This window comes from Paenibacillus sp. BSR1-1 (assembly GCF_030403775.1).
In the GTDB taxonomy this organism is placed as follows: domain Bacteria; phylum Bacillota; class Bacilli; order Bacillales; family Cytobacillaceae; genus Neobacillus.
The window spans coordinates 93476-107651 of sequence record NZ_JAQMWQ010000016.1 but is presented as its reverse complement, the minus strand read 5'-3'; the positions used below and the strand labels follow the sequence as shown (position 1 = coordinate 107651).

Sequence of the window (14176 nt, the reverse complement as noted above, 5' to 3'; positions counted from 1 at the left end):
AATGTAAAAGGTGAGAAAAAATTAGTCGATTATCTACTAATCTTTCTCACCTTTTTATTATTTAATTTTATTAATAATATTAGTCTTAACAAGACGAATACTCCGCCACCCGATTCCTACCAGCCCTCTTCGCTCCAACATATAATGCTCGGTCAGCATGTCGAATCAATGCTAATGGATCTTCAGCATCCTCTAGAGCAGTTGCAACACCAATAGAAGCAGTTATCATTACTTGCTGTTGATTGTAATCAAAAGACTGACGAAGGAAAAAAGGCCTATTCGCTATCGATTGCCTAATATGCTCGGCCATTTGATAGGCTTCTATTTTTGTGGCATCTGGCAATAAAACTACAAATTCTTCTCCACCATACCGGGCAACTGTCCCGCTAACTTCTACTATTTCACTTATTCTGCTAGCAAGGTCCCGCAGGATTTCATTTCCGCTTTGATGCCCATATGTATCGTTTACCTTTTTAAAATGGTCGATATCTAGGATAATTAACGATAAATTTTTTCGCGCAAATCGGGTCATTTTTTCAAATTCTTCATTCAACAAGTTTTCAAAATAACGATAATTGTATAATTTCGTTAAGGAACAGCGTTCACTTTGCATTTTCGTCACTTCATAATGCTTGGCATTTTCCATCGCCACTGCAAAGTAGGAACAAAGGATATCAATGATCATAAGCTGGAATTTTTCATAGGCACGTCTCCGTTTTGATGCTAACAGTAAAACCCCAATTACCTTTCTATTTCTGACGATTGGCACACACAAAATACTTTCAGCATCATCGGGTATACGCCCTGATGTTAATCCCCGCCATTCAAATCTTGCCGAATAAAGATAGGCCTTCTGATTAGCCCAGCTTCTGCCGCTTATGCCTTCATTTTTTTTCACTGGTGGCAAATCATTGGATTGTACTTTACCAGCTTCCATTCGACGAATCAATATAAGTTCATCTTCATTTGCTTCCAAAATATAGGCATAGTCTACTGGGAGCATTTCTCCGAGCTTTTGAATAAATAGGTCAATAACATCTTTCACCTGTAATCGTTCAGCCATTTGATGACCTATTTCGGCTGCTTTTTGTAAATACTCATTTATTTTTTCACTTGAATAATAGAGATTAAATATGATTGATAAGCTGACAAACGGGGCTCCCACAAATAACAAGGCAAATAATCCGACCTGGTTATAAAGGATATATAACACAAACCCTATTGGGAATGTAATAAGAGTTGTAATTGTTTCGACAAAGAAATCCTTCCCAAAATAAGGCTGTTTGCTTTTATAAATAAAGTATAAATTAAACGAAATTATTAATTGATTAATCAGATAACTTAAAAAAGCATACAAAATCCCAAGCCATAATGAGGTGGTATCCTCAGCTAAAATAGGGCGGGTCTGACCTCCAAGAGCATAATAAATGAGTCCGCTACATAATGAAACAAGAAAAAACATGATCAAATTAAGAGGTAAGCGAAATAATTGACCTTTGCGGAGAATCTGGAGCTTTAAGAGTAAAGCAATGACAGCTACTTGTGCAAAGACCATTTCCACAAATAAGCCATACCTTAAAAAGGTTGCCAGTGCTACCCATTGGATCAAGAAAATAAACATCTCGTTAATGACAATCGGCATGCAGGCAATAACACAAGTTAATAGCAAAAACGCTAATACATCTATCCAATGACCAGAGATATGAGGAGGATGGGATTCATAGGTATACCACATTCCTGCAGGAACTAAAATGAGCCATACGATAAAAATGACCCTTTTCATTTGCGGGTTTACTTGCATCTTCCTCCCCCTCACAGAACAAATATTATTAATTCAAGATAAAATAATTTTAACAAATTATTGGAGGCTTGTCACAATGAAATCGTCAAATTTTTCAAATTTTTACAAATAAATGGTTTTGCTTCCGAAATAAAATAAAGAGACCCTGTCACGACCATCATGCTATTTTCTTGAAGGTTTTGCATCTCTTCTACTATATAAGATTTCCAGTTGTCAACGGCCACTTTGTTTTGGGATTGGGAGATGTTCAGCAAATCCTTCGCATCGGCGGCCCGCGGGAAATCAAAGCTGACAAAGGAAATCTGATTCGCGATGGAATCGAGCTTGGCAATCATCTTATCGAGCTTCTTATCCTTTAAGGCAGCAAAAATAATATGGATATCTCGATCGGCATATCTAGAAGATAATTCATGAACTAAGGCCGTAATCCCTTCATCATTATGGGCGCCATCGATAATAACCAACGGATTTTCCGAAAGAACTTCAAATCTTCCTGGCCAGTAGGCTGATTTTAATCCGCTCCTGATCGCTGCCTCATAAATGTTGAATGAACTTGCTTGATTTAAAAATTGCGCTGCACAAACAGCTAGTGAAGCATTTTCCGTTTGATGCTGGCCAATCATGCTGATTTCAAGACGGTCCAAGCTAGTGGTTTGAGTTTGTAAATTAAAAACTTCGCCTTTTGAGAGCGATGTATGAGATCTTATCGAAAATTCCTGATTTAACCGATAAATGGGTGCTGCCTTTTTTTCAGCTTTGTCTTCGATGACTTTTAATGCACCTGGATGTTTTACTGCTGTAAAAATAGGTGTCTTCTCTTTTATAATTCCAGCCTTTTCAAAAGCAATTTCCTCGTAAGAATTTCCGAGAATATTGGTGTGGTCGAGCCCAATGTTTGTAATAATCGAAGCTAACGGTTGAATAATATTGGTGGAATCAAACCGGCCCCCTAGACCTACTTCAAACAGAACAATATCAACCTTATTCATATTAGCAAAATAATAAAAGGACATGGCTGTGATTACTTCAAATTCCGTTGGACCGCCCAGTTCCGTTTCCTCTAATTCATCTGCTAATGGAAGGATGATATTGGTTAAATCCAGGATTTCTTGATCGCTTACAGGCTTTCCGTTCACACTGATTCTTTCGTTAAATTGTTCAATATAGGGAGAAGTAAATGTACCAACTGTATAACCAGCTGCTTCTAGAATGGAACGTAAAAAGGTCACAGTTGAACCCTTTCCATTTGTCCCGCCTATATGGACAGCTTTAATTTTATTTTCGGGATGGTCAAGTCTTTCCATCATCCATTCCATCCGTTTCAAACCAGGCTTAATCCCAAGTCTCAACCTGGCATGAATCCAGTCCAATGCTTCTTGATATGTAGTAAACATTCCTGACACTCCATCTATTTAGTCTTGTAATAAAGGCGAGACGAATCCAACTTGGATTCGTCTCTTTATTGTTTAACCTTTTAATTCTTTAATACGCGCTTCAACAATGCTTCTCTTTTCAAGATAATCATTTTCCTTGGCACGTTCTTCAGCAATTACACTTTCCGGAGCTTTTTTGATAAAGCCTTCATTACTTAATTTCTTCTGAACACGTTCTACTTCTTTGTTCAGTCTTTCGTATTCTTTTTGCAGACGAGCAATTTCTTCATCGATATTAATTAAGCCTTTAAGCGGCAAGATAATTTCAAGCCCTGTAATAACCGCTGTCATCGCTTTTTCCGGAGATTGAACCTCAGTGCCCATTGTTAATTCTTCCGGATTACAGAAGCGTTCAATATAGCTGCGGTTCTTTTCGATGGATTGTAAAATCTTCTCATCTTTTGCTTTAACAAGCATTTTAATTTTCTTGCTTAATGGTGTATTTACTTCGGCACGAATATTCCGTACTGAGCGGATCATTTCCATTAACAGCTTCATTTCTCCGGCTGCTTCGTCATCAGAAAGCTCAGGCTTCACCTCAGGCCATTTTGCTGTTGTAATCGATTCTCCAGCGTGAGGAAGGTTTTGCCAAATTTCCTCGGTGATAAACGGCATGAATGGATGTAATAAACGCATTGTATTGTCTAATACATAGGCAAGAATCGAACGAGTCGTTTTCTTAGCTGCTTCATCCTCACCATATAGTGGAAGCTTCGCCATTTCGATATACCAATCACAGAAATCATCCCAGATAAAGTTGTAAAGGGCACGGCCCACTTCACCGAATTCATATCGCTCTGATAGTTTTGTTACATGTTCAATTGTTTCATTTAGACGGGTTAAAATCCACTTGTCTGCGACTGATTTTTCACCGCTGAAATCAATTTCCTCATAAGTCATGCCGTCCATATTCATTAACGCAAAGCGGGAAGCATTCCAAATTTTATTGGCAAAGTTCCAGGTCGCTTCAACTTTTTCAGTGCTATAACGTAAATCCTGCCCCGGAGAAGTTCCAGTTGATAAGAAGTAACGTAAAGAATCTGCACCATATTTATCGATAACATCCATTGGGTCAACGCCGTTACCTAAAGATTTACTCATTTTTCGGCCTTGCTCGTCACGAACGAGACCGTGAATGAGAACATCTTTAAATGGACGCTCGCCAGTAAATTCGATGCTTTGGAAAATCATTCTGGATACCCAGAAGAAAATGATATCATAACCGGTTACTAAAACATCTGTTGGGAAGAAACGTTTGAAATCAGCCGCTTCCGTATCAGGCCAGCCCATTGTCGAGAATGGCCAAAGTGCAGAACTGAACCAAGTGTCTAATACGTCTTTATCCTGCTCCCATTTTTCACTGTCAGCTGGCGCTTCGTGGCCTACATAAACTTCGCCAGTCTCTTTGTGATACCATGCCGGGATACGGTGACCCCACCAAAGCTGTCTTGAAATACACCAGTCACGGATATTTTCCATCCAGTGCAGGTATGTTTTTTCAAAACGATCCGGAACGAAATTTACTTTGTTTTCTTTGCTCTGAAGAGCAATCGCTTCATCGGCAAGCGGCTGCATTTTAACAAACCACTGGGTTGAAAGATATGGCTCAACAACCGCACCGCTTCGTTCAGAGTGGCCAACGGAATGCAGGTGATCTTCGATTTTGAACAAAACACCTTGTTCTTGAAGGTCTTTAACAATTTGCTTCCGGCATTCAAAGCGGTCTAAGCCTTGATATTTACCAGCCTTTTCGTTCATGGAGCCGTCTTCGTTCATCACAAGGACACGTTCAAGATTGTGACGGTTGCCAAGTTCAAAGTCATTCGGGTCATGGGCTGGGGTAATTTTTACTGCCCCAGAACCGAATTCCATATCGACATAATCATCGCCTACGATTGGAATTTCACGGCCAACGATTGGCAGAATAACAGTTTTACCGATTAAATGCTTGTAGCGCTCGTCTTCAGGATGAACGGCAACCGCTGTATCACCAAGCATTGTTTCAGGACGAGTTGTCGCCACTTCAATATGTCCGGAACCATCTGCCAACGGATATTTCATGTGGTAGAAAGCACCTTGAACATCTTTGTAAATAACTTCAATATCAGATAAAGCCGTTTTCGTGGACGGATCCCAGTTAATAATATATTCGCCGCGGTAAATGAGTCCTTTGTTATATAGGGTAACAAATACTTCACGAACTGCTGCAGATAAGCCTTCATCAAGAGTGAAGCGTTCACGTGAGTAATCAAGGCCTAGGCCAAGTTTTGCCCACTGCTGGCGGATATGGGAAGCATATTCTTCTTTCCATTTCCACGTTTCTTCCACAAATTTTTCTCTTCCTAAATCATAACGGCTTCTGCCTTCACCGCGAAGCTTTTCTTCTACCTTTGCCTGGGTCGCAATCCCGGCGTGGTCCATACCAGGCAGCCAAAGAACGTCATAGCCCTGCATTCTTTTCATACGTGTAATGATATCCTGTAAAGTTGTATCCCACGCATGACCTAAGTGAAGTCTGCCTGTAACGTTTGGCGGCGGGATTACAATCGTATATGGCTGTTTGCCTTCATCATTTAATGCTTCAAAAAACTTTCCTTGTAACCACCAGTCATAACGGCCTTTTTCAATCGTTTGCGGGTCGTACTTGGTTGGCATTGTTAATTCTTTTGTTTCCATTTGAAACGTCCTCCTTTTAATCAACCTATCCAAAGAAGAGAATTAATATATGCAAAACACCAATTATTTAAATAAAGGCGGTGTGAGCAAAGCTATACTATCCCTTTCTGGAGTGGTAAATCATTACTTTTCACTATGATTAGATCTGGCGATAAATTGTTGCGGCGCTCCGCCCCTTTACCTTAAATACAAAAAACCCCATTCGTCATAAAAGGACGAATGGAGTTGCTTCGCGGTACCACCTTTTTTCCAATCACATTCAATGATTGGCACTTAACTGGATAACGGATTTCATCCGTCTTCAACTACTCGGGTCACTTGACCTTTTCGCAGAAGAAGCTCTTGGGCGACCTTCGGATGTTCCACTTAAGAAATCTTTCAGCTAATGATTTCCCTCTCTTGAAGCAGGCTGGCATCGTACTCTTCCCTGTCTTTGCTAAGCTATTTAAATTATATAGTAATACTACCGAAAAAAAGGGTTTCACGTCAATCATGATTGCCGATTTTTTTATTATTTATACTTTATGTGCAGCCGACGAAATTGATTGTATTTATTATGCACTTTTTTCAGTTACTTCTTCAAATTGGTGTACTGCTTTCGCATTTTTAAGAATAAATTCCGATTTGGCCATGGTGATGCCTAGGATAGCCCAAAAAATCGGAGCAACTGGAACGGTACTAATATTAAAAAATGCTTGTACAAGATATCCAATAATCGTCGCAATTAGGCCATATAGAATTAGTTTTTCATTCCCCTCTGCTTGTCTAACCGCTTTGAATGCTCTCCTAAAAATGACAAAGATGAAAAGTAAGTACGTCAAAAGTGCCGGTGTTCCTAATGTAATGGCAATCTGCAAATATTCGTTATGCGCCTTATCAACTGTTATGTTTGGATCGCCAAAAAATTCTTGCAGTTCCTTGGGAGAGGCTTTAAAAACAAATTCAAATGTGTCAGGACCAGAACCAACCCAAAAATACTTTGGAACAAGCGGCAGCGATTTTTCCCAAATAAAAAAGCGGGATGAACCTTCATGGCCGGTACTTTGATTGGAAGCAACACTATAGGTATCCGTAACCACTGAATTAATTCGGTTAAAGTATTGGTCATTTTCTGAAATATTAATCACTAAGAGCATTAGTCCTAATGTGATTAATAGGAAAGCCCATTTTTTCCAAAGGTATTTTCTTTTTAGAACAACAAATAGGGAAAGAAATACAGTTCCGCAGAAAACGCCGACATAACCGCTTCTGGTACTCGAAAAAATAAGAGTAATAAAGCCTAAATTTGAAGCAATAAAATATAACGATAATAACTTTTTATTTTTTTCCGTTAAGTACATCATCATCGAGACTAGCAAAATCAACACAAGATACGATCCAAAAAAGTTAGGATTATCAAAAAAGGTATAAGTTCCAGTATAACCGCGCATTGCGCTGTTTCTCGGCAAAAAATCTAAAGAATAATGCTGCAGTATTCCATACACAGAAACGATCATTGAGACGATGGCTATGCCAGGAAAAACTTTATTTACTTTCTTTAAGTCTACTAACTTATATGAAAAAAGGAAAACACTGCCATAAGAAAAGAAGGTAATAAGTCCTTCCTTCCGATCGATTGAGCCATAAACCGAACTATATGTATAATTAGAAAAAGCAGTTGAAAGCTCCACTAATGATAAGAAAGCTAATAATATATAGATGGCCTTTGATTCATCTTTCCCTGGTAATAAAGTATGATGTTTTCGTTTAAAAATAATAAACAGCCAGGCAGCGACCACAAAAAGATACAAGTAATTGGTCTTTGTGGTGGTGTAATACGGGTCAATTCCCCACGGATAAATCATTAACGGAAACAAAACGATAAACCAATACATTTATAATAATTACTCCCTTATGTCAAAAGTCTCTGAAAAAATATTCCTATATAACTGGTAAATCATTTACTCTTAATTATTCCATTTCCTAATAAACTATTCAATCTGAATTTTTCATGAAATTGATTTATTTTAGGGGAATACGCAGTGGGTTTGGAATATACATAAAATAAATGTCATAAAAGTAAGGGGAGGTTTACCAGGTGAAAGGAAATTTCAACAAAATCAAATACCAACCCTGGTTTAGAACGTGCCGGAGAATATGCGGACAATTTATTGTCCCTTTTGTGATATTTCAATTTATACGAACGCTGATACTGCCTACAGTCTTTGACGTTTTATTATTAGCGGTTTTTATCGCGATTGCGATTTCCATCTATTTTGACGTAGTTTAAGGAGCCCATAATGCAGTTTTTCACTGCTGCTGGGCTCCTTCTTTTGCTTTTTGCTGGGCTTCGATCTCCGACATTCTCATCACAACATACTCCGAGTTTTTCAAATGCCAGTATCGCTGCTGCAGCTTTCGGACAAATTTCAACTCGTTCTTTGGCCGCTGCTTTCGGTAATATTTTTCAGCCATTTGAATAATTGGTGTTGGATACGCCAAATAGCTATAGAATAACAATTTTTCATCTGCTTTAAACGGAAAATATTTATAATAATGATAAATCCAATCGATCACATCATCGCTGCGCTTCGGGCTGGTATTTAAGGCGCGGGATAAATAAGGCAGAAGATCATGAATCGGCGAACCATAGCGGGCATTTTCAAAGTTCATAAAATAGCCGTAGCCACGTTCATCGTATAGAAAATGTTCAGATGAAAATTTCCCATGGGTAATCACCATTCGGGCCTTATCGGTTTCTTTTGTCCCCTCATACCATTCTTCAAATTTTGTTTTCGAAAATCTAAGTGCCTGGTTTATTTCATTGTAATACAGGCAATACAGCAATTCGAATGGCGACATATAGGTCTTCTTTTCGCATTCATCTACGAACCCCTCGAGGAATTCCTGATGTTTTTCGTATTGTTGAATCGTCTTTTCATAATGTTCAGTTCGTTCTTCCTTGCTTATCGTGATTTCTTTCGCAGAAAGAGTATGGAGTCTGGCCAGTTCACGGAAAAGCTGGTGATTCTTCTGCTGACGATCTTCTCGGTAATCATCTGGCATCCATGGCATTAGATAATAAAGGTTATTATCGTGGAGGACAGCATACCTCCCATCCATCGTCGGATAGATCGGGACGATGCGATTATAGCCTTTTTGATAAAGAAGATGAACGTGACGAATGAAATCGGTTCCGATTGAAGGGGCAATTTTTTTTAGTGCGAAGGTGCCTTTGTTGGAGTAGACTTTATGAACAGGTCCAAAATCCTCAACAAAATAAGGCTCTATAAGGTAGTTTTGTAAAATAGGCGACATTTCTTCTACTCTGCTTGAGTCACTCATAAGAACTCATCTCTCTTTCTTCGAAAAACAGAAGCACAGATAAATGAAGGTGAGCAGGCTAGAAAACCCGCTCAACTTCTTTTGAAAAAATTATTTTTTAGCTAATGTTGCCGGGATGTATAATACCTGGCCTTCATAAACATCTTGATTCAGTTCTAACTGGTTGACGCGGAGGAGATTGCTGATGGACACATCGTAGCGTTCTGCCAAGCTGTCTACGGTATCCCCTTTTTGAACGATGCACATCTTTAATCTCGCTTGTTCTGCTCCCTCGTCCTTCCGGGCAAAAAATTCTGTCAATGTCATGCTTTTCTTTTTAATCGGCATCTTTTTCTTTAACTTATGGATGATATTATCTGATGAAGAGGAGCTTTCTTCTTCTGCTGAAACTTCTTCCTCTTCTTCTTTGACTTCCACTTTTTGAACTGGCTCTTTTTCAGCGACAACTTTCTCTTCTTCTACAACCGCCTTTTTCTCGCCGCCTCTTGCTTCTTGGAAGCTCCAGGCAGGCTGATAGTTTTCTTCTTCCTCTTCTTGATAGAAGTTTTGCTGCGGCTGATAATTGAAGGTTGGGAATTTTGGTAAAGCGTCAACACTTTCTTCTTCAAGCGGTTTCCTTGCTTCTGTTTCAAATAAGAAACTGTCTTGATAATTGCTTTGGTACGCAGCCTGGATGGATTCTACTTCATCCTCTTCGGTTTCGGAGCGGTGAAGTACTTCAAATTCAGGCTCTGCTGCTTCAATTTCCTCCTCCTCCTGCTGCTCAGTTCCGTAAAGGCCGCTGATAGTCAGCTCAGCTGAAAGCTTAAGGCAGCTGCGCTCTGGGAGGGAGTAGTCAAATGATTCAACAAGGACATCAATATCATAAATACTTTGAATCCGATTGTTCGGAATGGTGATATCGACAGGGAATCGATGTGAAAATTCACAGGTTTCTTCCCCTTCGCGTTCTGCCACTCGCTCGACAAATTTTTGAGAGGCAAACCCTTCTTCTTCGCTTACTTGGCTTTCTTCGTAACTTTTATATTCGCCGGTGAGTTCCAGCGAACCTCTTATGGTTACGTACTGATCGTTTTCCTGGATGGTGATGTCCGGGTCTAGAGAAATGGAGATAAGCTCTTCGACTTCCTGTCCTTTTCTAAACCACAGAGACTCCTCCAAGGAAAATCGCAGACACGATTGATTCTCCTGGGACAAAGCGACTCCTCCTTTCGTTTCCTTCACGCAAAATCACTATGTCACTTTCACTCTATGAGGCATCTCTTTTATTTATGATTAAAAAGCATCTTTAAAGAATAAAAACACACCAGTCTTCTTCAGACGAGTGTGTTTAGACATTTAATGAAGGACGATTTTATTTTTTCTGTTGTTCGGAATAATCCTTCACCATTTGATAAATTTGAAAAACTACAGAGTCAATCTGCGTTATTTTGTCCTTTTCATTTAAAAAGACGACTACAGAAGTTTGATCGTTAAAATAGGCATGCATCGTATACCATCCGCCTACCACGCCTAAACTGTAAGCAGCTGATTTATTATAGTAAAGCCCCAGGCCATATTTCCTGTTATATCCAGGGGTAAGCATTTGTTCTACGCTGCTTTTTGAAACAAGTTTTCCGTTTAATAAGGCACGATCAAATAAAGACATGTCATATGGTGTCGAGTATATATCTCCACAGGCAAATAAATGATAGACATTCATGAATTTCACAGGTTCGACTTCTCCATTTTTCATTATATACCCAATTGAAGTAAATGGGGCAGGATGTTCATGAGTCATAAAACCCGTGTGCAACATTGGAACTTGATCCAGGATGTTTTTTTGGATAAAATCGTGCAAAGACGTACCAGTCACCTTTTCTAAAATATATCCAAGGACAATATAATTAGCATCTAGATAATCCCATTTGGTCCCAGGTTGAAATTTTATAGGACCTTTCTCAATTTCTTGAATCAGATTCAGGGGTGTAACATCTCCCTTATGCCAGTGAAGTGCTTGGATTCCGGAAGTGTGTGTCATGAGATGATAGAGTTTTATTTTAGAACCATTTGGAAAGTTTGGGATATATTTCAAGACAGGGTCCTCAATATTTAATTTCTTCTCCTCCTGGAGCCTCATAATGCTGGTAGCTAAAAATAATTTGGAAATCGAACCAATAGGATAAGTAGTGGAAGCATCATTTAATAATTTTTTCTCTTTATTGGCATAACCTATCCCCTCACTAAAAATAACTTGATTATCTTTAGCTACTAGTACGCTGCCGCTAACATTTTTTGAAAACAAAAGCTCTCTAATATTCTTTTGAAGTTGTTCTTTGTCCTCATAAGTACTTTCTTTATCCTTTAGGTTCGTGTTTACCAGATTACTCTTTTTACTAACCTGTTTTTGGTCAGGCTTTTTTATCATCGCATTGCTGTTTTGAAGAAACTGCATTTCACAACCAGTCGTATTAATCAAAACCACGAACATTAGCATCAGTAAAGCCAGACCTTTTCTCTTCACATTTCCGCACCCTGCCCCCTGATCATCTATTACAACTGTCTTAGTTTATCAAAAGAATGTTGCAAAAATATGTCCAAAATTAATAGTTTTTTAAAATAAAACACTCTTATCAAATATGATAAGAGTGTCCCTTTTATGTTTATTTCAGTTTTGAAAAAGCAACTTCTGCTGCCTGAATCGTCTTTTTGATATCTTCATCAGAGTGCTCTGTTGATAAGAACAATCCTTCAAATTGTGATGGCGGAAGGAAGATGCCCTGATCTGCCATTTCACGATAATACGCTGCAAAGAATTCTAAGTTAGAAGTTTTTGCTTTTTCATAATTGATAACCGCTTCATTTGTAAAGAAGAAACCAATCATCGAACCAGCGCGGTTGAATGAAATTGGAATGTCATATTTTTCAGCCGCTGCCTTAAAGCCTTTTTCCAGGAGGTCTCCATTGCGGATAAACTCGTCATAATGCTCTGGAGTTAATTGGCTTAACGTTTCAAAGCCAGCAGTCATGGCAAGCGGGTTACCCGACAAAGTTCCTGCTTGGTAAATCGGACCAGATGGGGCAATGCGTTCCATAATCTCCGCTCTGCCGCCGTATGCTCCAACAGGAAGGCCGCCGCCGATTACTTTACCTAAACAAGTAATATCCGGAGTAATGTTGAAATAACCTTGCGCACAGTTATAGCCTACACGGAATCCAGTCATGACTTCATCAAAAATAAGTAATGAACCGTTCGCCGAAGTAATCTCACGAAGACCTTCTAAGAAGCCTGGGAGCGGCGGAACAAGTCCCATATTACCGGCAACTGGCTCAACGATGATACAAGCGATATCCTCGCCGAATTGTTCAAACGCATATTGTACACCTTCAAGATCGTTATAAGCGACAGTAATGGTATTGGAGGCAACGCCTTCAGGCACCCCTGGGCTGTCTGGCAATCCGAGCGTTGCTACACCAGAACCAGCTTTAATTAATAATGAATCACCATGGCCATGATAACAGCCTTCGAATTTCAAAATTTTGTTGCGTCCAGTGTAGCCGCGGGCTAAACGAAGCGCACTCATCGTTGCTTCCGTTCCAGATGAAACCATGCGAACCACTTCGATTGAAGGTACACGTTCAACCACAAGTTTCGCCAGTTCGTTTTCCATTAAGGTTGGAGCACCATAGCTTGTACCTAATTCAGCTACTTTTTTAAGTCCTTCCACCACTCGGTCGTTGGTGTGGCCGAGGATAAGCGGACCCCAGGAAAGAACGTAATCAATATATTCATTGCCATCAATATCATAAATTTTAGAGCCTTTGCCCCGCTCCATGAAAATCGGATCCATATTGACTGATTTAAAGGCGCGGACCGGGCTGTTGACACCGCCAGGCATAAGTTTTTGGGCTTCTTTAAATGCTTCAATCGATTTTGTATATGAACGCATCTTTTTCCCTCTTTTCAAAAATGGATTATTCTTCTTCCTTTAACCAGCGAATCGCATCTTTTGCGGCATAGGTAATGATTAGATCCGCACCGGCACGCTTCATGCCAATAAGCATTTCAAGAACAGTCTTTTTCTCGTCAATCCAGCCGTTTAAAGCAGCCGCTTTGATCATGGAATATTCACCGCTGACATTGTATACGACAACAGGTAAATTAAAGGTATTTTTCATATCACGAACGATATCTAGGTAAGGCATACCTGGCTTAATGATTAAGAAATCTGCGCCTTCCGCTACATCGGATTCTGCTTCTCTAAAAGCTTCCAATCGGTTTGCCGGGTCCATTTGATAGGTCTTGCGGTCTCCAAACTGTGGAGCACCTTCTGCCGCTTCACGGAATGGTCCGTAGAATGCGGAAGCATATTTTACGGCATATGACATGATTGGAATCTCTTGAAATCCAGCTTCATCTAAACCGGCGCGGATTGCTGCTACAAAGCCGTCCATCATGTTAGACGGGGCAATGATATCTGCTCCTGCTTCAGCTTGGGCTACAGCTGTTTTTACAAGCAATTCAAGTGATTCATCGTTAAGGACTTTCTCCCCTTCTACGACGCCGCAGTGGCCGTGGCTGGTGTATTCACACAAGCATGTATCAGCGACAACGATGACTTCCGGGAACTTTTCTTTTATATAGCGGGTTGCAACCTGGATAATGCCATGATCATGGTAGGCTTGCTCTCCGCAGGCATCCTTCGTTTTTGGGATACCGAATAGCAATACGGACTTAATTCCGTGGGCAACGATATCTTCCATTTCCGCTTGAAGATTGTCCATTGATACTTGGAATACCCCTGGCATAGAAGAAACTTCATTGCGGATGTTTTCTCCTTCATAAATAAACAGCGGATAAATGAAATCTTCCGCTTTCAGGTGGTTTTCTCTAACAAGTGCACGCATGCTTGCGCTTGAACGCAGGCGGCGGTGGCGTTTAAATTGAAGATCCATAGTAATT

Annotated in this window: 10 protein-coding genes and 1 other annotated feature; of the genes, 1 reads left to right on the top strand and 9 read right to left on the bottom strand. The window is 39.8% G+C overall.

The genetic code is table 11. The features are described 5' to 3' along the window. Positions 1-85 precede the first annotated feature (85 nt). The 4 genes from PH210_RS20160 to PH210_RS20145 form a co-directional block, all read right to left on the bottom strand. Positions 86-1801, bottom strand: a complete 1716-nt coding sequence (locus tag PH210_RS20160) for a sensor domain-containing diguanylate cyclase (RefSeq protein WP_289987973.1) — start codon at positions 1799-1801, stop codon at positions 86-88. A gap of 71 nt (positions 1802-1872) precedes the next feature. After that, on the bottom strand, positions 1873-3195 hold the full coding sequence (locus PH210_RS20155; RefSeq protein WP_289987972.1) for a bifunctional folylpolyglutamate synthase/dihydrofolate synthase: 1323 nt from the start codon (positions 3193-3195) through the stop codon (positions 1873-1875). Positions 3196-3267: 72 nt separating this feature from the next. Further along, complete coding sequence (locus tag PH210_RS20150; protein WP_289987971.1) at positions 3268-5910, bottom strand: valine--tRNA ligase; 2643 nt, start codon at positions 5908-5910, stop codon at positions 3268-3270. A gap of 208 nt (positions 5911-6118) precedes the next feature. Next, positions 6119-6353, bottom strand: a binding site (T-box leader). A 111-nt stretch (positions 6354-6464) separates the two neighbouring features. After that, complete coding sequence (locus PH210_RS20145) at positions 6465-7784, bottom strand: O-antigen ligase family protein (protein ID WP_289987970.1); 1320 nt, start codon at positions 7782-7784, stop codon at positions 6465-6467. A gap of 203 nt (positions 7785-7987) precedes the next feature. Here PH210_RS20145 and PH210_RS29975 point away from each other — a divergent pair, with 203 nt between their 5' ends. Beyond that, on the top strand, positions 7988-8179 hold the full coding sequence (locus PH210_RS29975) for a YszA family small membrane protein (protein WP_223591134.1): 192 nt from the start codon (positions 7988-7990) through the stop codon (positions 8177-8179). Positions 8180-8199: 20 nt separating this feature from the next. Here PH210_RS29975 and ysxE read toward each other — a convergent pair whose 3' ends face one another. The 5 genes from ysxE to hemB form a co-directional block, all read right to left on the bottom strand. Beyond that, complete coding sequence (gene ysxE / locus PH210_RS20140) at positions 8200-9234, bottom strand: spore coat protein YsxE (protein ID WP_289987969.1); 1035 nt, start codon at positions 9232-9234, stop codon at positions 8200-8202. 90 nt (positions 9235-9324) lie between these two features. Next, positions 9325-10431 carry a stage VI sporulation protein D gene (spoVID, locus tag PH210_RS20135; RefSeq protein WP_289987968.1) on the bottom strand — a complete coding sequence of 369 codons (1107 nt, stop codon included), beginning with the start codon at positions 10429-10431 and terminating at the stop codon, positions 9325-9327. Positions 10432-10588: 157 nt separating this feature from the next. Continuing rightward, on the bottom strand, positions 10589-11737 hold the full coding sequence (locus tag PH210_RS20130; protein ID WP_289987967.1) for a serine hydrolase domain-containing protein: 1149 nt from the start codon (positions 11735-11737) through the stop codon (positions 10589-10591). A gap of 139 nt (positions 11738-11876) precedes the next feature. Continuing rightward, positions 11877-13163: a glutamate-1-semialdehyde 2,1-aminomutase gene (hemL, locus tag PH210_RS20125; RefSeq protein WP_289987966.1), complete on the bottom strand. Its 1287-nt coding sequence runs from the start codon at positions 13161-13163 to the stop codon at positions 11877-11879. A 25-nt stretch (positions 13164-13188) separates the two neighbouring features. Then, positions 13189-14169, bottom strand: a complete 981-nt coding sequence (gene hemB / locus PH210_RS20120; protein WP_289987965.1) for a porphobilinogen synthase — start codon at positions 14167-14169, stop codon at positions 13189-13191. Positions 14170-14176 lie beyond the last annotated feature (7 nt).